Genomic DNA, 25,134 nt, shown 5'->3' on the forward strand with positions numbered 1-25,134 from the left:
GGGCCATCGGTTCGGCCAACACTGCACTCAGGCGATGGCGGATCACGGCAATTGCTCCACGGCTGATCTACAGCCCTAACAGCTGATCGAGCAGCGCCTGGGTCTTGCTGAAACTCAACTGGAAGGCACTGCCCAGCAGACCCACCAGAGCACTAAGCCTTGGACCGTCCACAAATTTCACTTTAATCACTATACCTTTATAATTTGTTTGCACCTGCAGATGCATTTAGGCCTGAGGCAGATCAAGCCCTTTTTGGCTTTTCTCCTTGGGTAAGCTAGCTTTTGTATTTGATGTTAATCAAATTACAAAGTAATATTTTGCAATACATTCATCCCTGCCGCTCCTTATTACAATATCTATCGAATGACCGGGATCTGCGTCTCTTTTTGTAACCGGACTGCAAAAATATCTTATTCTCAGGCATCTTTTAGCTTTTTTACACAATCCAATTGAGTCATCAGTTGCGCATACTAGTTATTGGTAATTACCTTCCGGATCAACAGCAAAGCATGATTCGATTCGCCTCACTTCTGGTGAGCGTTTATGGGGATTGCGGGGATGTAATTCTTAAATCTCCACGAGCCTATATTTCCTTGCTTCCTGGGCTTCCACCTATTGTGCGCAAATATCTCGCGTACATAGATAAGTTGTTGTTGTTTCCTCTCTCGCTTCTTTTAAATAGCCGGTCTTTTAACCTGGTCCACATCGCAGACCATAGTAACGCATTTTATGCGTTCTGCTTTTCCAGACAGCGATGCATTGTCACTTGCCACGACTTGTTGGCAGTGCGTGGAGCCATGGGTGATTCAGCAGCTTCATGTGAGTCTTCGCCTATCGGCATCTTGCTTCAACGACTTATTATGGCTGGGCTTCGCCGCGCTGATGCCGTCGTATTTGATTCCCAAGCAACCTTCTACGATTATCAGCGTTTGACTGGCATCGCCGGCGACAGCAAGCAATACGCGGTAATTCCTATCCCTCTAAACGCGCCATTTACCCCCGACCACCAGGCCTTTCGCCTTTCATCAGCCGAGAAGGGCCAAGTACCAGAGCTGCCTTACCTTCTTATGGTCGGTTCAGCCCTTCCTCGCAAAAACCGAGCTCTTGCTATTAAGGTTTTGATAGCACTTGGTGCAGACAGCCATTATCGGCTTGTATTCGCAGGTGCCCCCCTTACTGAATCGGAACAGGCTTTCCAAAGAACCCATACGCTCGGATCACGTTTGATTTCTGTCTCTAGACCTAGCCACGCATTGCTAAATATACTTTATTGCCAAGCTCATGCCCTACTTTTCCCTTCTTTCTCCGAAGGTTTTGGCTGGCCTCTAGTTGAAGCTCAAACCTGCTGTTGCCCCGTGATCGCCAGCACTACCACATCAATCCCCGAGGTGGCTGGCGATGGTGCTTTATATGCAGAGCCTACAGATGTGGACACTTTCGCTGCGCACGTTTTGGCCCTAGAGTGTCCAAATGAGCGGGAGAGGCTGATCCGTTTGGGGCTCACAAACACCCAACGCTACGATCCTGTATTAATTGGCGAAGCCTACCGTTCCTTCGCTTACCAGCAGTGAATTTTACCCGCTTGTTGTCCACGCTGGTTAAGGTTTGTATTGTGCCGATGCATTGGTCGCTGAAGCGCCCCATACTTCAAGGCCTCTATCGCTATAATATTAATCCTAGCGCACGTATTGGGTTTTCTTGGGTATATCCCAATGAATTGACTATGGATGCAGGTTCCCGTATTGGAGATTTCACGGTTGTTGTAAACCTAAAAACTCTTGTTCTCGGCAAACATGCCACAATTGGTCGTAGTAACTGGATTACAGGTTTTCCAATCGGCAAGCCTTCTCCCCACTTTGCACATCAACCCAATCGTCGGGCTGAACTAATTATTGGCGATCACTCCGCTATTACCAAAAACCATCATATTGATGCCACCAATAGCATTGCTATCGGCTCTTACACGACCATAGCTGGCTATCAATCTCAGTTGCTAAGCCACTCTATTGATTTAAAACTTAACCGTCAAAGTTCTGAGCCAATCACGATAGGTTCATATTGTTTTGTTGGCACAAATTGCATAATCCTCGGCGGCAGTACTTTACCAGATTTCAGTGTACTTGGAGCTCTCTCGTTGCTTAATAACTCGTTTGATGAACCCTGGACTCTCTATGGCGGGCACCCAGCAAAAAAAATAAAGCAAATTGACAAGGATAGCGCCTTTTTTTGTCGTTCTATAGGTTTTGTTGAGTAATCTTATGTTGTTGCTCGCTCATCCATTAGGAAATACATTTTTCCGTGCCGCATCCCGTGCTTTTTATTCTGCAGGATGGCTGCAGGAGCTTGATAGCTGTATCTGCTGGGATCCTGATTCTATTTTAGCCCGTTTTTTGCCGGCTTCTGTTGCAATCCAGCTTGGCCGTCGTACTTTTTACGATGTGCCGTTATCGCTTCAGCACAGCCACCATTGGCGTGAACTAGGACGCTTGCTCAGCTCCAGTCTGTCCCTGTTCTGGTTGCAACGCCATGAGCATGGCCCTCTTTCGATTGATGCAGTTTTTTATAGCTTTGATCGTCATGTAGCCTCCCGCTTGTCTAGCCAAAAAGGACTCCAGGCTATTTATGCCTATGAAGATGCTGCCCTGAGCTCCTTCCAGGCGGCTGAACGCCTTGGTTTGCGACGTATCTACGACCTGCCCATTGGCTATTGGCAGGCCGGCCAAAGGATTTTTCAGGAAGAGAGTGAGCTCCAGCCTGAATGGGCATGTACACTTACTGGTCTGAAAGATAGCACTGCTAAGCTGGCTCGTAAGGATCAGGAGTTGCAACTCGCCGACTTAGTCGTCGTGCCCAGCGAATTTGTGCGCAGTACCCTCCAAGATTATAAGATCAACGCCAAGCCGGTTGTTGTGGTACCGTTCGGTTCACCGCCTCCATTGACCGCCTCGCCACACACTCCTACCAGCGGCCCATTACGAGTTATCTACGTTGGTTCTCTTGGCCAGCGCAAGGGTCTTTCCTACGCACTTGAAGCAGTTCAATCTCTGGGATCACAGGTTAGCCTAACTCTTATAGGCAGGGTGACTCCGCCTGAATGCCGGCCTCTGTTGGCGGCTCTCAGGCGTCATCGCTGGATCGATTCATTGCCTCACCATCAGGTTCTGGAGCAGATGCGTCAGCACGATGTACTCGTATTGCCTTCACTTTTCGAGGGTTATGCCCTCGTGATCAGTGAGGCTCTCTCCCAGGGACTACCCGTGATAACGACACCAAATTCCGGAGCCTCGGTCACCATTCGAAATGGCGTGGAAGGTTTTATTGTACCGATTCGGGACAGCCTTGCTATCGCTGAATGCTTACAACAACTTGCAGACAATCGTTCTCAACTTATCGAGATGCGCGAGGCATGCCTACGTAGAGCTGCAGAGCTCAGCTGGTCAGTCTATGAGCAGGGATTAATATCAGCAGTAGGAAACTTACTATCACAACCTGTCTGACTGTTTTAACCTTATACGCCCCAACGTACACTACCACCCCCACCACCATATTGCAAGTCTAGCATTTTAATATTGTCTTTTGGCTTATTATATCATTTCCTTGCTTGTTTTATCTGCTAGTGCTGTAAGGCCTAAATTGTTTTCTTGAATTCCTGGCTATAGTTTAAATTTTCATCTGTCCGTTCGTTTCGGTTGTGCTTCCCCCGGTTTCAGGAAGATGCCACCCCTTTGATCCATCCATCCGGGGGCTTGAGGACATGACCAATGCGCCGATACAGCGAGGCCGTTAAGGCTGATGTGAGGAGACGGATGCACCCGCCCCACAGGCAGAGCGTGGCCCGGATTTCAGAGGAGCTGGGCATTCACGTGATGACCCTCTACAAATGGAGGAAGGCCTGGCGGTTGCAGGGAGAGGTGGTGCCGGCATCCGAGAAGGAACCAGAGGGCTGGAACGCCGCCGACAAGTTCACGGTGGTGCTGGAAAGCGCCGGGCTCAATGCCACCGAACTCAGCGCCTACTGCCGCGAGCGGGGCCTGTTCCCTGAGCAGGTGAGCCGTTGGCGGCAGGCGGCCCAGGATGCCAACGCCAAGCCGGTGCTGACGATGGCCGAACAGAAGGAGCTCGAGAAGCTCCGCGCCCAGGACCAGCGGGAGATCAAAGCCCTCAGAAAGGAGCTGCAGCGCAAGGAGAAGGCCATGGCGGAGATGGCGGCTTTGCTGGTGCTGCAAAAAAAGTGGGATGCCTTCTGTTCGGAGGAAGAGGAAGGCTGACCAGCGCCGTGCACCGGCGGAAGGTGATCGAGCTGATCGGGGAGGCCAATGCTGCGGGCGCCGGCCTGGTGAGGGCCTGTGGTGTGATCGGCATCTGCCTGCGCACCCTCAAACGCTGGCGGAAGGCCTTCCTGGGTGATGGGGACGGCGTGGATCGCCGTAAAGGCAGTGCTCGGCTGGTGGGTCACCGCCTGAGCGAGGAAGAGCGCCAGCGAATCCTGCTGACGTGCAACCAGCCGGAGTACGCCGCGCTGCCGCCAGGGCAGATCGTGCCGGCACTGTCCGATCAAAAGCTCTCTTGATTACCCAGCTCGCTCCGCGCACCGCGAGCCTGGGCCGTAGACTGGTACGCACATACCAGTTCAGTCATGGCGCGCAACGTCATCCAGTTCCAGAAAGGCCTTTCACTGCCTGACTTCCAGCGGCTCTACGGCACCGAGGTGCAATGTGAGGCTGCTTTGGAGAAGGCGCGCTGGCCCGGTGGGTTCCGCTGTCCCCGCTGCAATGGCCATGAGCATGGGCTGGTCTATGGCCGCAGGCTCAAGCGCTATCAGTGCCGCAGCTGCGGCCATCAGGCCACGCTCACGGCTGGCACGATCATGCAGGCCACGAAATTGCCTCTGACCACCTGGTTTCTGGCCTTTTACATGATCGGGCAGGCCAAAACAGGGATCTCCTCGCTGGAGCTCAGCCGCCACCTGGGCGTGAACTACGACACCGCCTGGCTGCTGCACCACAAGATTCTGCGGGCGATGGCTGATCGGGAGGAGGCTTACCTGCTGCGGGGAAAAGTCCAGATCGATGATTCCTACCTCGGCGGAGAACTGCCGGGCGGCAAGGCAGGTCGGGGTTCAGAGAACAAGATCCCCATCGTCGCGGCCGTCTCCTTGAATGAGGCGGGCCGGCTGATTCACGCCAGGATCACAGCCGTGAGTGGCTTCAGCTCAGAGGCCATCGCTGAGTGGGCCAAGCGCCATCTGGCGCCCGGCAGTCAGGTGCTCTCCGATGGCCTGGCCTGCTTTCGTGCCGTGACCACGGCAGGCTGCAGCCATCACGCCATCGTCACCGGTGGGAAGCACCCAAACGACTTGCCGCAGTTCCGTTGGATCAACACCGTGCTGGGCAACCTCAAGACCGGCTTCAACGGCACCTTCCACGCTTTCAATTTCGACAAGTACGCCAGGCGCTACCTGGGCGGCTTCTGCTTCCGGTTCAACCGGCGCTTCTCGATGGTTGCGATGACTGATCGCATTGCCAATGCGGTCTGTTGCTGCATGCCCTGCACGGAGCGGGATCTCAGGGTTGCGGAGGCTTATGGGTAATCAAGAAAGCTCTTTATTGGTTCAGAGAGCAGCTTCTATCGGGTGCTGCACCAGGCGGGTCAGTGCCACCGCCGGGGGAGGGCCAGGCTGCCTCAAGAACCGCGCTCGGTGCCGCGCCTCAGGGCGGATGGCCCGAACCAGGTTTGGAGCTGGGACATCAGCTTCCTGCCGACCACGGTGCGGGGTGTGTGGCTCTACCTCTACCTGGTGATCGACGTCTGGAGCCGCAAAGTGGTGGCCTGGGATGTGGCCGAGGTGGAGTCGGCTCAGATCGCCGCGGATCTGGTGCAGCGGGCCTGCCTCAAGGAGCGCTACCACCGCCCCAACGGCTTTGGCCGCCGCCAGTGCCAGCAGCAGCCACTAATCCTCCACGCCGACAACGGCAATGCAATGCGCGGGGCGACGCTGGAATCACGGCTCGAGGAGATGGGCGTGCTCAGATCCTTCTCCAGGCCAAGGGTCTCAAACGACAACCCGTACTCGGAATCCCTTTTCCGTACGGTCAAATACCGCCCCGACTACCCCAGCCGGCCATTCGCCAACAAAGAGGAGGCCTGTGAATGGGTGGCAGCATTTGTGGATTGGTACAACCACCGGCACCACCACAGCGCGATCAAATTCGTGACGCCCCACCAGCGCCACAGTGGAGCTGCCAAGGCCATTTGCCAGCAGCGCACTGATGTCTACGAGGCCGCCCGCCGTGCCAATCCAACGCGCTGGAGCGGTGCCACCCGCTGCTGGAGTCAACCGGCAGAAGTGTGGATAAACAAGCCAACAGAAGAGCCCGATCCGGTCCTGGCGCTACCCTTAATCAAGGCCGCCTGAATGGCAGCCAAGGAGTGACAACTTTCCTGAAAGTCACCGTACCAGGGATGCAATTAACTATCCAAATTATAAGCTATAGTCGCCTCAACGCAAGGGCTGATCGTATTTTTCGAGGTGCCCTACTGTAGATTATATGTTATATTAGAGCTGCATTGATTGTTTGTGATTAATTACTATGCCTGCTCATTTAAACTTGCCACCTCGTGGTACATCCCCCTGGACTAGGAAGCAGCGGCTAGGTCTATTGACTTGGGAGATCACATGGTCACTCCTCTGCGCTTGGACCCCAAAGCCTCTTAATCGCTGGCGCCTTCTCATCCTTCGTTTATTTGGTGCTAAGGTCGAATGTACCCCCTTTGTACATCAGCGTGCACGAATACAGGTACCTTGGAATTTAACGCTAGGGTCTGGTGCTAGCTTAGGTGATAGATCTAATATATATTCACTTGATCAGGTTATAATAGGAAGGCGCGTTGTTATCGGCCAGGAGTCCTATTTGTGCACTGGAACGCATGACTTAAGCACTGTTGAGCTCCCTCTTGTGACCGCCCCTATAATTGTAGATTATGATACGTTTATTGGCGCACGTGTCTTTGTTATGCCTGGTGTAAAAATTGGATGCCGTTCAGTTGTAGGCGCTTGTTCGGTTGTCACACGTGATGTTTCGCCAGATACAGTGGTAGCTGGTAATCCTGCCCGCCCCCTAAGTAAAACATAGACTCTTTGATAATTTATGAGTTTTTTTAATTGCGTATTATGAAAGACCTTACTATTGTTGTTTTGACTATGAATGAGGAGGCTGACCTGCCCCGTTGTCTTTTATCGCTAGAAGGCTTTGGTAGACTGGTTGTAGTTGACTCCGGCAGTACAGACCAAACGAGGCAGATCGCGATTGATCATGGTTCGTTACTACTCGAGCATCCCTTCGAAGCTTTTGGCGCTCAGCGCAACTGGGCACTTGATCAATTGAACCTTAAGTCTCCGGATGATTGGATTTTGTTTCTAGATGCTGATGAAGTTGCCACAATAAATTTCCGTTCAGCTGTTGAGAGAGCCATTGACACCGCTTCCAATGAAATCGCAGGTTTTTTCTGTTGCTGTAAGATGCTCTTAAATGGTGTATGGCTTAAGAACTCTGACAATTTTCCTAAGTGGCAAGTTCGCTTAATACGCAATCAACGAGTACGGTTTATTGACGTAGGGCATGGTCAAAAAGAAGGGACTGTGATTGGGATGCTTCAGTTTTTAAGGGAACCCTATCTCCATTATGGTTTCAGTAAGGGTTGGTCTGCTTGGATTCACAGGCACAACCGTTACGCAACTCTAGAGGCAAATGAACGATCTTTACACAAGGCAAGATTCTCCGACATTTTTGTAGCTAGCCCGACTAATCGAAACAAAACCCTTAAGCTCCTGCTTGGGCAGCTACCTGGTTGGCCACTGGGGCGTTTTTTGTTTACTTACGTATTGCGTGGCGGTTTTCTTGAGGGTCAAGCTGGATTGAGTTATTGCTTAATGTTAGCATATTATGAACTTATTATTCAGCTCAAAATGACGGAGATCCGCCTGTCTTCTTTGCGTTGATAATTTTTCCAGATATGGTGTTTTCGCTGCCATGAGCATGTCCCTTTTTTTAATCTCTTCCCATGCGCACGGGATGGGCTAGTATAAATTCATTTACCAAGCTCACCCCTCGTAATTTTTTGCCGGCATCCACACCCTTTGTTATTACGTATTAATTGGCTAAAGCTTAGCATTTTGTCTTATTTAGATTTTTATATATCTAGCACCTTTCCCTCTAGCTTACCCCATTTTTAATGTCTATTATTGACCTTGCGCAAGCTAATACTACCTCCGAGTTTCATTGTGATCTGCTTGTAGTTGGAGCTGGTGTTGCTGGGTTAGTTATTGCAGATCGTTTTAGGTTTGCTGGTTTTACTGTTGATATTCTCGAAACGGGTGGACTTACCTACGAACAGACAAGTCATGATATGAACGATGCTGAGATGGCTGGTAAATACCATGCAGGCACTAAAGATGGTCGTTTCCGAATGTATGGTGGCTCCACGAGTCGTTGGGGCGCTCAACTTTTAACCATGATGCCGAGCGACTTTGAATTGAAGACCCATATTCCAAACACTGGCTGGCCGCTTAGCTCTTCTGATTTATCTCCATATCTGCATGCAGCTGAACTTTTGCTGGGGGTCGACCATCTCTCATATTGTTCAGATTTACAAAACTACCTTTCTTCCCCAGTTCCACCCTTGAGCGAACCAGGCTTACAGTATCGTTTTTCTAAAAGGGCTGGTTATAGATATCGAAATATGGCCCGCACTCTCGGTAAAAAGTGTATTGACGATAAAAATACCCGGGTCTTTTTGCATGCCACAGCAACCAACATTTTCACTGATGAATCTGGCTCTAGCGTAAGCTATGTACAAGTCCGAGCAGCCAACGGAAAAGCTTTTCGCTTTCACGGAAAGCAGGTCGTACTCGCAGCTGGAAGTATCGAAATATGTAGACTTCTACTCGCATCTAGCAGTGTACATAGTAATGGTATTGGTAATTCATCAGGCCACCTCGGCCGCTGGTTTCACGATCATCTAGCCGTGAATGCGGCCATTCTATGTCCTAAGGATCGAGAGAAGTTCTTGAATATGATCTCTCCTTGGTACCTAGAAAATACACGCCATAATTTAAAATTTTCGACCACAGCTGCATGGCAGGCTCGCAATAAGGTAACAAATATTAGCGGACAAATTTTGTTTGAATATAAAAGTTCATCGCTTTTTGCTTGGCTTAGTCATCAGGTGCATTCATATAAATTTGGTTTTGCTCCCCACTGCTTACGCTCTGTCCCGCTTCTTACGTCTTCTGCAGAAATATTTGACATATTTTACCTAATCTGGATGCGGTTAGCTGCTCGGCGGCTTTGGTGTCCGAAAACTGCAAATATTATGCTTAGGATTGATTCTGAGCAATGTCCTACCCCCGATAACAGGATCACCCTCTCTCGTAACTTTGACGTTTTGGGGATGCCAAAAGCCGTTATTCATTGGCATTGGGGAGAATGCGAACGTAGATCTTTTGCTGCCTACAAGCAGCTATTTGCCGCCCAGTGGAAGGCTTGGAATCTTGGAGAGCTTACCTGGCTTGTTGATTTTGATGAAAGTAGTGACTGGGAAAAGCATGCCATTGACAGCTATCATATTATGGGCGGCACTCGTATGTCTAAAAATCCTAACTCTGGTGTCGTTGACTCGGACTTGGCAGTTCATGGAATTGCTAATTTGTCAATTGCAAGCCTTTCGGTTTTCCCTACCGGTGGTTCCGCTAACCCTACGCTGACACTGATGATGCTTGCATTGCGACTCGCTGATCGTTTAAAATCTGATATGCGTTAACTATCGGTTGTCTAGGTCCATCTATCCATTAATTCTTTAGCAATTACTTCTTTAAATATCACTTGTAAAACTACCGCCAGTGGAAGTGCTAAGAGAACCCCGGCAAGACCCAGCAGGGCCCCAAGGCAAAGCTGTGAGATGAGCGCCACAGTTGGAAGAAGATTAACAGTGCGTCGCAGCATAATCGGCGTTATCAAAAATGCTTCGAAATTTTGCAGTGTTAGACGAAATACCAAAACCTGAATCAGTTTGGTTGGAGTTCCCAGCAGTGCAATTGATAATGGCAGAAGGGTTGCAGCACTTGGGCCGACCGTGGGGACAAATGTCATTAGACCGCACAGGAGACCGCTTATTAGGGCCAATGGAACCCCCAACAGGGCCAGACCTGCCCAGGTGAGCAGAAACACACTTATTGCAGATATTGTCATACCAGCCAGCCAACCGCCTAAGCCCTCGCGGCACTCGCTGAGCAGCGCGCCCATCTGCGGTCGCCAAAAGGCCGGTGTTAAGTCGAGAATCAACCTCTGGTGGCTGCGAGGATCAAGTGCCAACAGGATTGCAAGTAGGGCCATTAGCAGCAACTGGATCGTGGCGCTGGCCGCACCACCCGCATAGCCCAACAGTTGGCTGCCAAGAGGTTGTAACCGATCCCAGGTGCCCAATTCGATCAGCTGTGCTTCCAGATTTGGCAGCCAGGTGACTTGGCTGGCCAGGCTGCTCAGGCGAGCTGCTAGGGCTGGTAGTAGGTCGGTTAGTTGTTTTAGCTGCTGCATCAATTCCGGCAGTAGCATCTGGGCAAGTAGTCCACTCATTAGCACCAGAACCAACAGCACAACCACTAGTGTCGTTGGCCTGTTTAGGGGTAATAGCCGGCGTATCGCTGAGATGGGCACATCCAGGGCTACTGCCAACACCACGGCTCCGAACAACACGAGCAGCACCCAGCGCAGTTCCCAAGTCAGCAGACCCAGAACCAGAAGAGCAAAGGCTCCCAATAGGGTACGACCGCTCAATTCGTTAACACTCAACGTTTTTGTGACCTATAGGATCCAGAATGTCGCTAATCAATACCTCACGCACCAGCACCTGAATACATACAGCTAAGGGCAAAGCGAGTAGCAGCCCAAGTGGTCCGAAAATTACAGTAAAAACAAGTTGAGCCGTGAGAGTGAGGCCGGGCAGAAGCTTAAGTTGCTTATGCATCACCGCAGGTGTAATTATATAAGACTCAAGATTCTGAATTCCAATGTACAGTAGCAGTACTGCCAAGGATTTCCAGGGTCCATCGAAAACTGCCACTGACATAGGAAAAACTGTACTTAATGTCGGCCCTATGTTTGGAATTATGTTCAGCAGACCAGCTAGTAATGCGTTTGCGGCCACAAGTTTAACTCCCAGCAGGCTCAGGCCGATTGCTGACAGTGCGCTTACACAGATTGAGCTTATCAGCACTCCAACCATCCAGGCGCTGAGGGAGTTGCCGCATTGCACCAACACTTGGCGAAAGCGTCGTCGATAGAAGGAGGGTATTAGCTGAATTCCTACCTCCCGATAGGCATTCGGCTGGACTGCAACCATCAAGGATAGTGCAATCACAAATAACAGCTGTACAATTCCAGAACCGGCTTCTTCCGCGAACTTGATTAGACTACTAGCTAAGGCATTGCCGGCTGCTACGTAGTCGATTCGCAGCTCTTTTAGCCATGTCAAGCTGCCAACATTTTTGCCATTAAAAACCGAGCTTGATTCTTCAATCGCATTGCGCAGTAGATCAAGTACGAAGGCACCAGCATGCGGAACTTGGATCAGCAAATGCAAGAACTGATCCACAAACAGCGGGACAACAGCTATCAGCAATATGGCCAGGATCGTGCCAATTAGGCCGATACTCAGCAATAGGGCTAACGCTCTCGAGCAGTTTAGTCGTTCCCTTACGGATCCAGTAAGTGTGCAGAGGCCCATGGCCAGTACCAAGGCGCCAAACAAATTGAGCATGCTCTGGCGCAGGCTCCAGAGCAGCACCAGGGATGCCAAAAGCGACACTAGCCCCAGCCATTGGCCGAATTTCATGGCTCAGAGCTCTTCTTGCTGACCCCGCACCTGACCCTGAGGCTCCGCCTCCTCCTCGCCCTGGTTGCCTGAAAAGCCAAGATCGTGGCCCTCGGCGTAGCGCTGGGCAAAGCGCATGAAGCGCTCGAAGTCTTCTGTGTTCTTCCAGGTGAAGGTGCATTCCAGGGCCGTGGCCTTGCCGTTGACGAAGCGGGCCTTGACCTCCCGCGTCACCAGTTCTCCCTCCTCATCCACCAAAAACATGCCGGTGATGTCGCCCATGCTCTCCGGGGCCAGGGCATCGGGCTCTTCGAACACAAACAGGGCTTGGCCGGTGCGGCCGTCACGGGAGCGGGTCAGACGGATATCCGGTACAGCACGCTCTGCTACACCCCGAAAGAATTGAATGACAGCGCCCATGGCAAGCGGGAACAAACACCTACCTTAGGAGCTTGGCCTGTACCCCTTCTTGGCGGACGACTGCTGCCAGTTTGAGTTGCTGATCAGAAGCTCCGCAGCTGCCGCGGGGTCCAGGTCACTCAGATCGAAGCTGCTCAGCAGGGGTCGCTCGCGCCGGGTGAGTTCGTGGTCGTAACAGCGATCGTAATAATCGAGCATCTGCGCGCAGGCTCCGGCCCAGTCGCTGGCCTCAATCGCAGCGAGGGCGGCTGCGCTGCGCTGGGGGCCCAGGCGGCGTGATATGCGTGCTGTGGCTGCCCTCAGGGCCTCCTGGCCATGGGGGCCGTAGGTCGCCACCAGCTGCCTGACCCGTTCCTGCTGGGATCGCCGGATCTCAATTGCTGGCGCCTCCCCCATTTGCCGCCTGAGTGCGGCGGGAATGCGGCAACGCCCCACCTGGGCGCTCTCAGCCTCGAGCCAGATGGGGGAGCGCCCCTGGAGGGCCAGCAGGGCTGCGGCCAACAGATTTTCATAGTGTTCGCTGCTGGGCTGGGGGGCCATGCCCAGGCCACCAAAACTGCTGCCGCGGTGGTTAGCCAGGCCCTCCAGGTCCACCACCGCCTGGCCCCGCTGGGCGAGGGCCTCGAGCAGGTTGGTCTTTCCCGTGCCGGTGCGCCCAGCCAGCAGCAGCAGCGGCAAGGGCCGTTCAAAACTGGCCAGCACCCAGCGCCGGAAGGCCTTGTAGCCACCATGGAGGAGCACTACGGGGAGCTCAAGACTGCTGGCCAGCCAAGCCATGCTGCTCGAGCGCATACCCCCACGCCAGCAATGCAGGCGCAGGGGTTGGCCCGGCTGGGCAAGGGCGCTGAGCCCCTGGGCCAGCTCCTGGAGCCTGGGGGCCACCAGGGCTAGCCCCAGCAACACGGCCGCCTGTCTGCCCTGCTGCCCATAGCAGATGCCCACCTGGGCCCGCTGCCCATCGCTAAACAGGGGCAGGTTGATCGCCTGGGGAATATGGCCCTGGTCAAATTCGCCGGGGCTGCGAACGTCCACCAGCGGGCCGCCGGACGCCAGGAAGGCATCCACGGTCAGCGATAGGGTGCCGCCTGGCATGGCTGAAAGGATTCTCTGCTGACATAGTGGGCCCACGTGGCACCGCATCAGGCTCAATCCCCCATCCATGCTTTCCGGAGCCCCGGTCACCGCTGCATCCACACCTGAGGCCCTGCTTGAGCGCTTTCAGGCTGCTAACGGGCGGCAACGACGTGCCATGGTTGGCTCCTTGGAAGCCAGTAGCCAGGCTCTGCGCCCGCTGATTGCAAACCATCTGGAGCGGCTCGATCCGAGCAGTGATGACTGGGCGGCCGGCTTCCTGATCCAGCTGTTGCTGGCGGAGGAGGATGGTCTCAGCGAGGCCTTTCTCGCCCGCTATGGCGCTGGCTGGCTGGCCAGTGCCAGCGCCGCTGCCCTGTCGTTTGAGCCACTGCAACGGGCCCTGATGTTGCAGCAGTTTGAACAGGCTGACCGGCTCACCAGCGCCCTGTTGCGCCAGCTGGCGGGCCCCGCTGCCGAGCAGCGGGGTTACGTGTACTACAGCGAAGTGGGGACCATGCCCGAGCTCGACCTCGAGAGCCTGGATCGGCTTTGGGTGTGTTTCTCCCGGGGCCGCTTTGGCTTTTCGGTGCAGGCGAGGCTGCTGGCTAGCTGCAATAGGCGCTGGGACCAGCTCTGGCCCAAGCTGGCCTGGAAGCAGGGTCGCCAGTGGACCCGCTACCCCGGATCCTTCCAGTGGACAATTGGGGCCCCGGAAGGCCACATGCCCCTGGTCAACCAGCTACGCGGGGTGCGCCTGATGGATGCCCTGCTGAGTCACCCGGCCGTGCAACGGCGTATGGGTGGCGGAGCTGGAGGGCCTGCAACGGCCTAGGGTCAAATCGGCACCTGCGGATTCCCGCCCGATGGCCCTGCGCTGGTCGGATTTCATCCTGCCTTCCACCCTGCAGCTGGCACCGCTGTTGGAGGTGCTGATCGAACCGGTGTGCTGCCGCCAGATGCAGGGCCAGGTGCAGCTCGGCTTGCATGAGGCCCTGGTCAATGCGGTGCGCCACGGCAATGGCTGTGATCCAGACAAATATCTGAGGGTACGCCGGATTGAAACCCCCCGCTGGCTGGTCTGGCAGGTGCAGGATCAGGGCCCGGGGGTGGAGCCGGCAGCGCGCATCGCCGCCCTGCCCCTGCAGCCCGATGCTGCCAGCGGCAGGGGGCTCTATCTGATCCACCACTGCTTCGACGACGTGCGCTGGAGCAGCCGGGGCAACCGGCTGCAACTGGCCGTCAGTCGGCAGCGGGCCGAACTGCTGACACCGGCCGGTGGCTGGGGCAGCCAGGATCGGCCAGCTCGCCCTTGAGCCAACCAAGGCCGTTTTCCACAAGTTCAATGGCCGCCAACCTGGCAGGGCCGCTCTGGTTAGCGGCGGGCTCGTCCCCAGCCAGCAGCAGTACCAGGGCCGCCGCCAGCTGCTCGGCGGCACGCCTGGATCGCTGGCCCTTGAGGGCATGCCAATCTCTATCCCCGAGGGCCAGCTGGCGCTGGAGAGCAACGGCCTGCCCATGGGCGCCCTCGGGCCAGCGGAAACTAGGCTTTGCCAATTGACCGGTCAAGGAACTTGGCACTGGATGTTTGCACACAGGTAGATCCATCTTGGTGCCAGTTCGCCATGGCTGGGGTGAGGGTGGGACAACTATGAGGCCAATTCGACTTCTGCATCTGCTCGATGCCCTGCTCAGCCAGGCTGGTATGGCCATCCAAGGTAGCGGTGTATTTCAGCGGCGCCAGCGGCAGCGCCTCGCCCTAATGCAGCGCATGCTCAACCCCTTGCCCGGCCAACTCCACCACTGCAACCGGGTAGATGGGCTGTTTTGGCGAGGGATACGTTGGGGCACTTTTGGTATGCTGGCGACTTGGTTGCTGCGCGATTAGGCAGGTTTGCGAGCTGACCAAACCCTAGTCATGAAGTGGGATTCAGCGGAGATCTCCTCAAAGCCTCCCTCCCTGAGCTTGGCTACGATGTCATCGGTGATATAATGACGGTAGTAAGGCTCATGAAAAATCCGCCGGAAGTTCTCCATAACCGGGCTGAACTGAGGTGAATCAGCTAGCTGCACTGAATCCGCTAGCACCATCACACCGCCTGGCTCTAGCAGGCGGAAGGCCTCTTTAATAACTTGCTGACGGGCTTCGACAGGCAACTCATGGAAGAGAAAAACACAGGTAATAGCCTGAAAAGTACCTGAGCCAAATAGCGTAGCCTCTGCATTGCCCTGTACGAGCTGGGGAAGTTCGCCAGGCAACTGGCTGAGCCACTTGTTGGCCTGACGCAGGTACGCTGAGGAAAGATCGAGGCCTACGAGCTGGGCTTTGGGCAGGGCACCGCGAATTTGGCGTAGGGTGCGTCCTGTACCTGTAGCTAGGTCTAGAACCCGTATTCGAGAAGCTGGCCGGCCAACAAAAGCTTTAAGACCACGGAGCAACGGCGCCAGCAGTCTGCGCCGCATCGGATCAGCGGTGCCGTTGAAGAGGATTTCAACCTGGAGGTCGTAAAGGTTTGCGGAGTGGTCGCTCAAATAGCCATCGGTCTGATGGTGGAAATTTTGGAGGTAATATTCTGGAAAAATGCCGGTTTTTGCAAGGGCGGGCAAGTCACGCACGTTACGCTGGCTGCGGCGATTCCAGATGGACGGCATGTCCAGCCAAATCAATGGATACCTGCTCGCCCAATCAAGCCAAGGAGCATCAAACAGCAGCGATGTGGGATAGAGGCCCGTCTCAGCCTGAAACCAATCTAGAGAGATCAGCGCATCCATCGATCGACTTAGGGCCTCAAGCAACTCTGGGGGAGTAGGTAAAGTTGGCGGCAAGCCGGAGGGGCCAACCATCTCCATCAACCGAGAGCTCACCTGCTTGTGGGCCGCTCCCATTAGAACCTTGCTCTGCTGTAGAGTCTTGTAAGCTATTTTTGTTAGCTGATTTGCAAGTGGATTGGCGGCTGACGCAGGGTAACCTGACAAGATTGTTTTCTGCATGATGTTTAGTTTATAATAGGCTATGCAGTCATCTGCCTTCAACGGAATACTTCGGCAAAGCGGCGGCGACTTAGCTCGCTTCCAGAGGATAGGCGATCCGCTCATAGCGGCGGGAACATTCCAGCTACTTGTGGGCCAATACATCCCCGAACCGTCACCGCTGCTGCTCCCCAGCTGGCTATGGGTGCTTGGCCTAACGGCCTTGCTGCTTCCAGGCTCTGGCATGTATGGAAGTTTCCCCCGGTTTCAGGAAAGATGTCACCCCTTTGATCCATCCATCCGGGGGCTTGAGGACATGACCAATGCGCCGATACAGCGAGGCCGTTAAGGCTGATGTGAGGAGACGGATGCACCCGCCCCACAGGCAGAGCGTGGCCCGGATTTCAGAGGAGCTGGGCATTCACGTGATGACCCTCTACAAATGGAGGAAGGCCTGGCGGTTGCAGGGAGAGGTGGTGCCGGCATCCGAGAAGGAACCAGAGGGCTGGAACGCCGCCGACAAGTTCACGGTGGTGCTGGAAAGCGCCGGGCTCAATGCCACCGAACTCAGCGCCTACTGCCGCGAGCGGGGCCTGTTCCCTGAGCAGGTGAGCCGTTGGCGGCAGGCGGCCCAGGATGCCAACGCCAAGCCGGTGCTGACGATGGCCGAACAGAAGGAGCTCGAGAAGCTCCGCGCCCAGGACCAGCGGGAGATCAAAGCCCTCAGAAAGGAGCTGCAGCGCAAGGAGAAGGCCATGGCGGAGATGGCGGCTTTGCTGGTGCTGCAAAAAAAGTGGGATGCCTTCTGTTCGGAGGAAGAGGAAGGCTGACCAGCGCCGTGCACCGGCGGAAGGTGATCGAGCTGATCGGGGAGGCCAATGCTGCGGGCGCCGGCCTGGTGAGGGCCTGTGGTGTGATCGGCATCTGCCTGCGCACCCTCAAACGCTGGCGGAAGGCCTTCCTGGGTGATGGGGACGGCGTGGATCGCCGTAAAGGCAGTGCTCGGCTGGTGGGTCACCGCCTGAGCGAGGAAGAGCGCCAGCGAATCCTGCTGACGTGCAACCAGCCGGAGTACGCCGCGCTGCCGCCAGGGCAGATCGTGCCGGCACTGTCCGATCAAAAGCTCTTTATTGGTTCAGAGAGCAGCTTCTATCGGGTGCTGCACCAGGCGGGTCAGTGCCACCGCCGGGGGAGGGCCAGGCTGCCTCAAGAACCGCGCTCGGTGCCGCGCCTCAGGGCGGATGGCCCGAACCAGGTTTGGAGCTGGGACATCAGCTTCCTGCCGACCACGGTGCGGGGTGTGTGGCTCTACCTCTACCTGGTGATCGACGTCTGGAGCCGCAAAGTGGTGGCCTGGGATGTGGCCGAGGTGGAGTCGGCTCAGATCGCCGCGGATCTGGTGCAGCGGGCCTGCCTCAAGGAGCGCTACCACCGCCCCAACGGCTTTGGCCGCCGCCAGTGCCAGCAGCAGCCACTAATCCTCCACGCCGACAACGGCAATGCAATGCGCGGGGCGACGCTGGAATCACGGCTCGAGGAGATGGGCGTGCTCAGATCCTTCTCCCGGCCAAGGGTCTCAAACGACAACCCATACTCGGAATCCCTTTTCCGTACGGTCAAATACCGCCCCGACTACCCCAGCCGGCCATTCGCCAACAAAGAGGAGGCCTGTGAATGGGTGGCAGCATTTGTGGATTGGTACAACCACCGGCACCACCACAGCGCGATCAAATTCGTGACGCCCCACCAGCGCCACAGTGGAGCTGCCAAGGCCATTTGCCAGCAGCGCACTGATGTCTACGAGGCCGCCCGCCGTGCCAATCCAACGCGCTGGAGCGGTGCCACCCGCTGCTGGAGTCAACCGGCAGAAGTGTGGATAAACAAGCCAACAGAAGAGCCCGATCCGGTCCTGGCGCTACCCTTAATCAAGGCCGCCTGAATGGCAGCCAAGGAGTGACAACTTTCCTGAAAGTCACCGTTTTCGGCAGGGAAGTCTCAAGGATCTCTTTCTCAAGATAGTTAACCGGTGGTTCATTGTAATAATGGTGCTGCTGGTATTAACCTACTTCACTAGGTCATCTGAATACTTTGGCAGAACTGGTTTTGTTGCTTGGGCAGCAATAACCTTAGTCTTGCTTGAAATTTCTCACGTTGGCTTGCGTAAGTATTTACGCTTGCACAGAATACGAGGAGGCAATCGTCGCTCAATCCTTTACTGGGGTTCTGCTGATGCAGCAGCCAAATTTAGCAGTAAATTGATCAATGCCCCCTGGCTTGGCCTCTATATGGAGAAGTGGTTTAGTCCCCATCCGCCTCGGCCAGACTATCAAGCTGGGCATTTGATACCTTGCTCAGGCAGTCTTGGTGATATGAGGCGCTGGCTTTCAAGCAACACTGTGGACCTAATTGTTTTCAGTCACCTTCCCAGCAGTGAAATCAATATGAATGAAATTCTCGAATTTTTCGGTGACACTTGTCTACCAATAGTTTACGCACCCCATTGGGCTGGCCAAGGTATGCGTTTCCAGGTTGAGCAATTCGGCGATACCCACTGCCTCAGTCTTTGGGGGGGCGAGCATTCACGTTTTACTGCTAATTTAAAACGTATGTTTGACTTAATAACTTCCGCCGTTGCCCTACTGCTGCTATCTCCACTCCTGGTCATCATCGCCATCGCGGTGAAGGTCTCCAGCCCTGGGCCCATATTTTTTGCCCAAGACCGCTACGGCATGAATGGTTCAAAGTTTCGAATGATAAAGTTTAGGTCCATGCGAGTAATGGAAGCAGGTACGACGAAGGGGCTTCGTCAGGCAAGTAAGGATGATCCGCGGGTCACAAAGGTTGGAAAATTCATACGCAGGTGGAGTCTAGATGAGCTTCCTCAACTCATCAATGTATTAAGAGGTGAAATGAGTATTGTTGGGCCCAGGCCCCATGCAGTCGATCACAATGAAAGCTATAGAAAGCTGATTCCTGGTTACATGCAGCGCCATGCTTTTAAGCCTGGCCTTACAGGATTGGCCCAGGTAGAGGGATGGCGAGGAGAAACCCGCGATCTGTTATCCATGGCCAATCGAGTAGAAGCAGATCTCCGCTATCAGCGGGAATGGAGATTTTCCCTTGATTTAGCAATAATATTACGTACTTTTATCAGCCTTTTTTCGCACAAGGCGTATTAAATGCTCAAACGTTATCCAAGACTATAATTGCTTTTGCCTAATGGTTGTCACTAATTTGCCTCGATATCATTAATCTAAAATAGTAAGCACATGCATGCTATATTTATTGCAATATCACGAACCAGCTTTAGAGTAAAATCAATGCTACAAGAATTCTATGTACCGCTCAGCTACCCCATCGAAGCAGTCTACGCAGCTCATAAACTGGTAACTATGAAATAAATCTTAACTTTCTAGCCCCTTATTTTTAGCTTCGGGCAAATAAGCCTTTCATTAGTGTAAAGATGTAGTCTACTTCCTCCAAGAGCTTAATAATGAGTAAATAATCTTCTCTGAAACAAGCTAATTTCTACAACCTGGACAAGACTCCAGGTTAAATGGTATTTGAACGCGGACCAGTCAAAGTGCTGTTCTAATAGTTAAAGACTCCATTGCCAAATATAATAATATATAACTGACAACACCCTCCGCTTTGCTGGTATAAGGGATAGCATTAGCAATACTTTGATATCAACTTACCCAGGTAAATCATGTGTACGTTTCTTAGCAATCATCCCTCTTAATAATGTCCTATTAATAGATTCAGAAGTCTTTGATATATGGAATCGTTTTTCAAAGCAATCCCTCGCGGCCCTCCTGATGACAGACTTTTGGTTTTGATCAAGAGCAAGCCATCGCCTGATTAGATTTGCTGTTCCATGAAGATCATCCAATTCAACTAAACCTGCTCGACATTTTTCTATTTCAGTGTATATGTTAATTTTAGATGAAATTAGGACGGGAAGACTGCACGAAAGGGCCTCGGCAACGGAAATACCAAAGTTTTCTTGGTGGGATGGTAGAATGAATGCATCAGCAGCTTGAAATGCACCCCACTTTTGATTCCCCGTAATCATGCCAGTCCAGTAAATTGAATCATATACACCAAGTTTATTTGCAATATTGACAAGGTGCCTAGCGTATTTGCTGTCGGCAGGGCCAGCCATTACAACTTGCATTTTTGCTGGATCCCAATGGCCTTCTTTTTGCAATAATGAAATAGATTTAATAAGCAAGTCTGGCCCCTTTTTGGGATGGACTCGCCCTAAAAATAGGAAAACTTGCTTATGATCGAGTTGAGGATGCTGGTCTAAAAATTCACGTGAAAAGTCTTCTTCGGGATTAGGAATTCCTTCTGTACCATAGTCAATAACAACTTCTTGACAATCATAGAGCCAAAAGGATTCGCGAGCTAATAACTTTTCTTGCTCGCAGGTGAATAAAAGTGCTTCTGCGTCGCGTATTACAGGGTATATAGCCCAAGGCCAAATCAGCCATTTTTTTAAATGTTTGACCGGGTAAGTATTTTTAAACCAAGGGTCAAGCATGCCATGGCTAAATATGTAGTAAGGAGTGGTTGATTTCCTAAGTGCTAACCAGCTAGCAAGTAGATGGAAGCCCCAAATTCCATCTAAAATTATTGCATCGTATCTAGAATGATGCAGTTTAAGCCACTTCAGCAGTGACACTGGAAATATGTTGTCGAAAAATGTTAACTTGCAGGGGTAAACTGGGGTATTAGGAAAAGCAAGGAAGTTGTCGTCTACGCTGTCAAGGCTCGTTATCTCAACAATGGTTCCTTGGAGTTTGTGTTGTCTTGCCTGTTGGCGGATTCCCTCAATAGGCCCACCGTGTTGAGGATTTACTGATTGGATCACATGGAGGATCTTCATTTGTAGCGGTACTAGATTTGTTTGCAATTTGGCTGTGAACAGGACTCAACTAAACTTATTTTTTGATCTTGAAGGTATGTTTTCAGTGGAGGAACCGATTGCCACTTATTGTCAGAGCATAGAATAGAGCCGCAATTTGCGCAGGTTTGAAGCAGTGATTGGAGAGCTTCAATTCTTTTTCTCGATGCGGAAACAGTTATATGATAATTAATATACAAAAAAATCACAGAAAGCATCAATATTGAGCGCACTATAATGATGTCTATTTTTAAATTTGCCAGGTTGTGATTCGGTAACGCAAGGAGAACAGTAATGGTAGACGTAGCTATAGCCAAAAATATTGCTATGAGTCGGTTGCAATTCGTTGCTGTATAGCATAATGGTACTATGTATATAGGATATAAGCCGAAGGAGGGAAACGCAAAGTTAAGTATTGACGCAAAAACAAATAAAGCTGAAGCAATAAAATACTTTCTTATATGGAATCTCATTGTAGGTGGGGATTGTTGATAATTGAATAGATCTATGGATCTCCAAGCTATCTCCTATTCTAGCGGATGGCACCAGCAATCAAGTGTCCACCACGACCGCTGTTTGGTGTCTGCCTAGGGATTCACCTACAATTATCAGTGAGTAGCAACCCCGCCTGTCGAACTTCCCTAGCGTCAATCTCTGATAGGGTCTTTGCAATTTTTTTGAACCAAAAAGTATCTGGTATTAACATGGTATAAAAATCCATAATCTTTATTTGGTGTTTATCTGTGAGAGCGAATTGTTGACATATTCAGACATAAAACTGTGCGTGGCTACTCGCAACGCTATATTGCTAGAATGCAATTATTCTCCTACCCCTTTCATAGGGAATATAGTAGCTTTCTTATTATTTAGTGAATTGAGTAGTTCCAACTCAGTTTTGATGTAAGAGTCTTGCGCTATATGGTAAGTAACTGATACCTAGTACATAATTCATGTTAGGATTTGCAAGGGTCAATCATCGCGCCTTCGATACGATACTTTCAAGTACTGACAACGCAATAATCTATAAATTTCACCATTATAACAGCTTTGACACATCAATTACTATTTGTACTTATGGGCCGGCATAAGAAGCTTAGTCTTTGAATTGAGCAGCGAAACAGTTTATAAATTCTTCTGCAATAGCAGATGGATGGTGGGTTTGCCGTACCTTAAGAGCATTTCTGCTGAGAATACTGCACACCTCTGGACTGTTAGCCAATTTTATGATAGCAGTAGAAAGTATCGTCACTGCGTCTAGGTGCCTATGATTGAATATTAAACCATTAACTTCAGGCTTTATGAAGTCTTGAAAGCATGCTACAGAGCTCACAATTGGCACTGCCCCAAACGCCATTGCTTCCAATGGAGCCATACCAAAACTTTCACCGTTATCGGCGAGAGACGGATAGACAAATATGGTCGCCCGACTATATTGTTCTTGAAGTTCATGCTCGTTATATAATGGACCGAGCCATTCAACTGGCAAACCGTCGCTTGAATACAAGTTAACTAGGCGTTTTATCCACACAGAGCCTCCTCCGCCTGCTGAGACGTCTGCAGAGCCTACCAAGCGGAGTGACCAATTAGATAATCCTCGCTGACAGGCTAATTGGAAAGCGTGAAGCAATAGGTCAATTCCTTTCTCTGGATGGAGTCTTCCACAATAAAGAATAACTTTCTCAGTTTTAGTTGATAACAATGGAGGGGGGTTGTATGGTAGTGGGTTTGGAATGACTGCTACTTTATTCGCAAGATTTGGGGCCTCGGCTATAATTGCTTGTTGTACCGATGAACTATTGGCTCTGAGGCATGCTACCGAACTGTAAAAACGAATTTGGCCCTTTGGTATTCTTTGTATGTCAACAACAATTCGTCCAAATCTATGCTGGAAAGGAGTAGCCAGTATTGGCGACCAAAAAGTATTTGTTATTAAAATATCCGCCTTAGGCAGAGATTTTAATGATCTAAGCGTATAGATAAAATCAAGAAGTTTATGCATCAAGGGATTAGACGGCCAATCATAGCCTTTTATGCGTATGTGTTTGACTCCTTCAATAGTTTCCGATGCTGGTAACCCTGGGAATCGCCGGGAAACCTGGGTTACCGTATGGCCCTTCGAGCAAAATTGCTTGCCGAGTTCAAACCACATTTTTTCAACCGCACCACCACGCAAGGTGGGTACGGGTAAGAAAGCACCTTGTAGGATAGTGATTCTCAAATTCTTATAGCTATGGTGATTGTGTGTAATTGTGATAATTGTTTGTCTCAGTGTTGCTCAAATGTTTTGATATATTTGCAAGTCTGTGAAGGCGTTACTTGAATAGATAGCATGGAATGTACTCATGAATAATAGGCAGGAAGCAAGTTGGCCAAATTGATTGTCAAGATCAGCCCTTTTATGCACAAAGCATTTAGGCTGATGTAGCCAGTTCATAATTAGTGTCGCTTTTGGGTTGGCTAAAAGGCATGGGGATGCCCGTTCTTCCAATCTTAGCCAATATTCCGACCTTTGCTTTGCCACCCGAGACGGGAGGCCATTCCTGCAGTGGAGCAGACCAAGAGGTTGGCACTGAACAGGTCACTTGATGATATAAATATATTAACTTTACACAATTAAACAGGGCAAACACTGCAGGCGTGATCACGCCTGTGGATTAATAGGTAATGTTTCAACATAGTTGTCATTGCAGCAATGGGGCGGCGTGATCAATTGCATTTGAGACACTACTGGTTCATGATCTAAGCATTTAGGGGGTTGGGTGCAGCTCTTAGGAATAATTTCGTATTGATATTGTCTCACAACGTGTGCTGTGGAGCATCTATCGTTTTGTGAATTATTGTCTACGTGACAAGAGACGGTCTGCCAAGCGTAGAGTCAGCATCATCAAGGTAAAGGTGGGATTTGAACTACCGCCTGTTGGAAACACCGAAAGACTAGCCACAGAGAGATTATCAATCCCGTGTACCCTCAATTCCGCGTCGACAATTCCGTCTTTAGGGCCAAGAGACATGCGGGTTCCACCCATCAAATGGTAGATATCTGAAACACTCTTTTCCCACCCACTGCCAGCCTCAAAGCTTTCATTCCAGTATATTTCACCTAAGTCCCATATGCTCCATTGTCGGTTAAACAAGTTCCTATATGACTGAAACGCATGGCGCTCAGATTCTCCCCATTGCCATTGCACTACAGCCTTGGGCATACCGATTGCATCGAGTGTCTTCGATAATCGAATGCGACTATCAGGGTTTGGTTGCTGTTCGGTATCAATGCATAATTTGATTTCTGCATTTGATGGACACCAGCGTCTTTGACGCACTACTCTTTTCCAAATTAGGTAGAGCAAATCAAGAGTTTCCTTGGGTAACTGTTGAAGGCTCGGGTTCGCAAGCTTTTCATTGCTTCCTAAATTGCTCTGTTGAGCCAATAGTTGTTGTCGAAGCCAGGCAAAAGCGGAGTTTTCGGCTGACTCAAAAACCAAATGACCCATCACGTTGAGGCATGAATGTTTCTCCTGCCAGGCATCGCTGGTTTCCAGCTTTATAGTGTGCCGTGTATCTCCAATAAACCATGGTGCGAACATATTGAGAAACTTGCGTCTACCGAATGGCATAAGTGTTGCAGCTTTGACGGAGAGATGATCATGAAACCAGCGTCCCAATTGGTCAGTCAAGTTGCATATCCCGTTGGTGTGAACGCTGCGTGAAGCAAGTAGGAGCCTACTTGTCTCGATGCTCCCGGCTGAAATCACTATCTGCTTCCCATGAAAACTATAGATGCTGCCATTCGGTGTAACTGCTCTCAAATATTCAACATGGTGTCCATCTGAGTTCAACTCTATTGCGCTGACGCAAGCATGTAGAAAGATTCGGAATTTTGGTTCAGCCAGGCATC

The 25,134-nt window shown here is 51.6% G+C and carries 23 protein-coding genes and 2 pseudogenes; 15 read left to right on the top strand and 10 right to left on the bottom strand.

Annotation, left to right across the window (positions count from 1 at the left end):
• Positions 1-67: 67 nt before the first annotated feature.
• Complete coding sequence (locus H8F27_RS13455) at positions 68-226, bottom strand: hypothetical protein (RefSeq protein ID WP_197148704.1); 159 nt, start codon at positions 224-226, stop codon at positions 68-70.
• Positions 227-534: 308 nt separating this feature from the next.
• Here H8F27_RS13455 and H8F27_RS13460 point away from each other — a divergent pair, with 308 nt between their 5' ends.
• The 10 genes from H8F27_RS13460 to H8F27_RS13500 all read left to right on the top strand — a co-directional run bounded on the left by H8F27_RS13460 (position 535) and on the right by H8F27_RS13500 (position 9,820).
• The gene (locus tag H8F27_RS13460; RefSeq protein ID WP_197148706.1) at positions 535-1,572 is read left to right on the top strand and encodes a glycosyltransferase family 1 protein; all 1,038 of its coding nucleotides are present in this window, start codon (positions 535-537) and stop codon (positions 1,570-1,572) included.
• Between the two features lie 14 nt (positions 1,573-1,586).
• The gene (locus tag H8F27_RS13465) at positions 1,587-2,255 is read left to right on the top strand and encodes an acyltransferase (protein WP_231596282.1); all 669 of its coding nucleotides are present in this window, start codon (positions 1,587-1,589) and stop codon (positions 2,253-2,255) included.
• A complete protein-coding gene (locus tag H8F27_RS13470) occupies positions 2,248-3,498 on the top strand; it encodes a glycosyltransferase family 4 protein (RefSeq protein WP_231596283.1) in 1,251 nt (416 codons plus the stop codon). The genes H8F27_RS13465 and H8F27_RS13470 overlap by 8 nt, the downstream gene beginning before the upstream one ends.
• Before the next feature lie 309 nt (positions 3,499-3,807).
• A complete protein-coding gene (locus H8F27_RS17715; protein ID WP_231596284.1) occupies positions 3,808-4,269 on the top strand; it encodes a helix-turn-helix domain-containing protein in 462 nt (153 codons plus the stop codon).
• A 23-nt stretch (positions 4,270-4,292) separates the two neighbouring features.
• On the top strand, positions 4,293-4,571 hold the full coding sequence (locus tag H8F27_RS17720) for a helix-turn-helix domain-containing protein (protein ID WP_231596285.1): 279 nt from the start codon (positions 4,293-4,295) through the stop codon (positions 4,569-4,571).
• Between the two features lie 66 nt (positions 4,572-4,637).
• Positions 4,638-5,591: an IS1595 family transposase gene (locus H8F27_RS13480; protein WP_197147974.1), complete on the top strand. Its 954-nt coding sequence runs from the start codon at positions 4,638-4,640 to the stop codon at positions 5,589-5,591.
• A gap of 42 nt (positions 5,592-5,633) precedes the next feature.
• Positions 5,634-6,416 (top strand): DDE-type integrase/transposase/recombinase, encoded by a 783-nt coding sequence (locus tag H8F27_RS13485; protein WP_231596286.1) that lies wholly within the window; start codon positions 5,634-5,636, stop codon positions 6,414-6,416.
• Between the two features lie 175 nt (positions 6,417-6,591).
• Complete coding sequence (locus H8F27_RS18335; RefSeq protein ID WP_197148710.1) at positions 6,592-7,134, top strand: DapH/DapD/GlmU-related protein; 543 nt, start codon at positions 6,592-6,594, stop codon at positions 7,132-7,134.
• A 38-nt stretch (positions 7,135-7,172) separates the two neighbouring features.
• Positions 7,173-8,000 carry a glycosyltransferase family 2 protein gene (locus H8F27_RS13495; protein WP_197148712.1) on the top strand — a complete coding sequence of 276 codons (828 nt, stop codon included), beginning with the start codon at positions 7,173-7,175 and terminating at the stop codon, positions 7,998-8,000.
• Positions 8,001-8,233: 233 nt separating this feature from the next.
• Entirely contained in the window at positions 8,234-9,820 is a 1,587-nt protein-coding gene (locus H8F27_RS13500) for a GMC oxidoreductase (protein ID WP_197148714.1), read from the top strand.
• Positions 9,821-9,831: 11 nt separating this feature from the next.
• Here H8F27_RS13500 and H8F27_RS13505 read toward each other — a convergent pair whose 3' ends face one another.
• Genes H8F27_RS13505 through mnmH form a run of 4 tightly spaced genes read right to left on the bottom strand, consistent with a single transcriptional unit; the run spans position 9,832 to position 13,381 of the window.
• Positions 9,832-10,833, bottom strand: coding sequence for an AI-2E family transporter (locus H8F27_RS13505; RefSeq protein WP_197153578.1), 1,002 nt, complete (start codon positions 10,831-10,833; stop codon positions 9,832-9,834).
• A 4-nt stretch (positions 10,834-10,837) separates the two neighbouring features.
• The gene (locus H8F27_RS13510; protein WP_197148716.1) at positions 10,838-11,890 is read right to left on the bottom strand and encodes an AI-2E family transporter; all 1,053 of its coding nucleotides are present in this window, start codon (positions 11,888-11,890) and stop codon (positions 10,838-10,840) included.
• Between the two features lie 3 nt (positions 11,891-11,893).
• Positions 11,894-12,289, bottom strand: coding sequence for a photosystem II reaction center protein Psb28 (gene psb28, locus H8F27_RS13515; protein ID WP_197148717.1), 396 nt, complete (start codon positions 12,287-12,289; stop codon positions 11,894-11,896).
• Between the two features lie 24 nt (positions 12,290-12,313).
• Positions 12,314-13,381, bottom strand: coding sequence for a tRNA 2-selenouridine(34) synthase MnmH (gene mnmH / locus H8F27_RS13520; RefSeq protein ID WP_197148719.1), 1,068 nt, complete (start codon positions 13,379-13,381; stop codon positions 12,314-12,316).
• A 67-nt stretch (positions 13,382-13,448) separates the two neighbouring features.
• Here mnmH and H8F27_RS13525 point away from each other — a divergent pair, with 67 nt between their 5' ends.
• Positions 13,449-14,195, top strand: a complete 747-nt coding sequence (locus tag H8F27_RS13525) for a GUN4 domain-containing protein (RefSeq protein ID WP_197148721.1) — start codon at positions 13,449-13,451, stop codon at positions 14,193-14,195.
• Between the two features lie 31 nt (positions 14,196-14,226).
• Positions 14,227-14,676 (top strand): ATP-binding protein, encoded by a 450-nt coding sequence (locus tag H8F27_RS13530; protein WP_197148723.1) that lies wholly within the window; start codon positions 14,227-14,229, stop codon positions 14,674-14,676.
• On the opposite strand, the gene H8F27_RS13535 is transcribed toward H8F27_RS13530, so the two are convergent.
• Complete coding sequence (locus H8F27_RS13535) at positions 14,603-14,917, bottom strand: DUF6439 family protein (RefSeq protein ID WP_197153579.1); 315 nt, start codon at positions 14,915-14,917, stop codon at positions 14,603-14,605. The two genes, H8F27_RS13530 and H8F27_RS13535, sit on opposite strands and share 74 nt — an antisense overlap.
• A 94-nt stretch (positions 14,918-15,011) precedes the next feature.
• On the opposite strand from H8F27_RS13535, the gene H8F27_RS13540 reads away from it, so the two are divergent.
• The gene (locus H8F27_RS13540; protein ID WP_197148724.1) at positions 15,012-15,248 is read left to right on the top strand and encodes a hypothetical protein; all 237 of its coding nucleotides are present in this window, start codon (positions 15,012-15,014) and stop codon (positions 15,246-15,248) included.
• On the opposite strand, the gene H8F27_RS13545 is transcribed toward H8F27_RS13540, so the two are convergent.
• Positions 15,245-16,246, bottom strand: a complete 1,002-nt coding sequence (locus H8F27_RS13545) for a class I SAM-dependent methyltransferase (protein ID WP_231596683.1) — start codon at positions 16,244-16,246, stop codon at positions 15,245-15,247. The two genes, H8F27_RS13540 and H8F27_RS13545, sit on opposite strands and share 4 nt — an antisense overlap.
• Before the next feature lie 407 nt (positions 16,247-16,653).
• On the opposite strand from H8F27_RS13545, the pseudogene H8F27_RS13550 reads away from it, so the two are divergent.
• Both H8F27_RS13550 and H8F27_RS13555 read left to right on the top strand, forming a co-directional pair.
• Positions 16,654-18,269, top strand: a pseudogene (locus H8F27_RS13550) (IS3 family transposase).
• 46 nt (positions 18,270-18,315) lie between these two features.
• A pseudogene (locus H8F27_RS13555) lies at positions 18,316-19,509 on the top strand (exopolysaccharide biosynthesis polyprenyl glycosylphosphotransferase); the annotation flags it as partial.
• 515 nt (positions 19,510-20,024) lie between these two features.
• Here H8F27_RS13555 and H8F27_RS13560 read toward each other — a convergent pair.
• From H8F27_RS13560 to H8F27_RS13570, 3 genes are all read right to left on the bottom strand, one after another.
• Positions 20,025-21,221, bottom strand: a complete 1,197-nt coding sequence (locus tag H8F27_RS13560; RefSeq protein WP_197148726.1) for a glycosyltransferase — start codon at positions 21,219-21,221, stop codon at positions 20,025-20,027.
• A gap of 1,111 nt (positions 21,222-22,332) precedes the next feature.
• Positions 22,333-23,457, bottom strand: coding sequence for a glycosyltransferase family 4 protein (locus tag H8F27_RS13565; RefSeq protein WP_197148728.1), 1,125 nt, complete (start codon positions 23,455-23,457; stop codon positions 22,333-22,335).
• 616 nt (positions 23,458-24,073) lie between these two features.
• Positions 24,074-24,913: a GMC family oxidoreductase gene (locus H8F27_RS13570; RefSeq protein ID WP_197148730.1), complete on the bottom strand. Its 840-nt coding sequence runs from the start codon at positions 24,911-24,913 to the stop codon at positions 24,074-24,076.
• Positions 24,914-25,134: the final 221 nt, after the last annotated feature.

This window comes from Synechococcus sp. CBW1108, assembly GCF_015840335.1.
Classification (GTDB): domain Bacteria; phylum Cyanobacteriota; class Cyanobacteriia; order PCC-6307; family Cyanobiaceae; genus Cyanobium_A.

Excerpts from the sequence above, each read along its gene's own strand:
- H8F27_RS13545 (WP_231596683.1), bottom strand. The coding sequence starts at position 16,246 with ATGGGAGCGGCCCACAAGCAGGTGAGCTCTCGGTTGATGGAGATGGTT.
- H8F27_RS13540 (WP_197148724.1), top strand. The coding sequence starts at position 15,012 with ATGAGGCCAATTCGACTTCTGCATCTGCTCGATGCCCTGCTCAGCCAG.
- H8F27_RS18335 (WP_197148710.1), top strand. The coding sequence starts at position 6,592 with ATGCCTGCTCATTTAAACTTGCCACCTCGTGGTACATCCCCCTGGACT.
- mnmH (WP_197148719.1), bottom strand. The coding sequence starts at position 13,381 with ATGCCAGGCGGCACCCTATCGCTGACCGTGGATGCCTTCCTGGCGTCC.
- H8F27_RS13525 (WP_197148721.1), top strand. The coding sequence starts at position 13,449 with ATGCTTTCCGGAGCCCCGGTCACCGCTGCATCCACACCTGAGGCCCTG.
- H8F27_RS13500 (WP_197148714.1), top strand. The coding sequence starts at position 8,234 with ATGTCTATTATTGACCTTGCGCAAGCTAATACTACCTCCGAGTTTCAT.
- H8F27_RS13455 (WP_197148704.1), bottom strand. The coding sequence starts at position 226 with ATGCATCTGCAGGTGCAAACAAATTATAAAGGTATAGTGATTAAAGTG.
- psb28 (WP_197148717.1), bottom strand. The coding sequence starts at position 12,289 with ATGGGCGCTGTCATTCAATTCTTTCGGGGTGTAGCAGAGCGTGCTGTA.
- H8F27_RS17715 (WP_231596284.1), top strand. The coding sequence starts at position 3,808 with ATGCACCCGCCCCACAGGCAGAGCGTGGCCCGGATTTCAGAGGAGCTG.
- H8F27_RS13495 (WP_197148712.1), top strand. The coding sequence starts at position 7,173 with ATGAAAGACCTTACTATTGTTGTTTTGACTATGAATGAGGAGGCTGAC.
- H8F27_RS13510 (WP_197148716.1), bottom strand. The coding sequence starts at position 11,890 with ATGAAATTCGGCCAATGGCTGGGGCTAGTGTCGCTTTTGGCATCCCTG.
- H8F27_RS13560 (WP_197148726.1), bottom strand. The coding sequence starts at position 21,221 with ATGAAGATCCTCCATGTGATCCAATCAGTAAATCCTCAACACGGTGGG.
- H8F27_RS13480 (WP_197147974.1), top strand. The coding sequence starts at position 4,638 with ATGGCGCGCAACGTCATCCAGTTCCAGAAAGGCCTTTCACTGCCTGAC.
- H8F27_RS13530 (WP_197148723.1), top strand. The coding sequence starts at position 14,227 with ATGGCCCTGCGCTGGTCGGATTTCATCCTGCCTTCCACCCTGCAGCTG.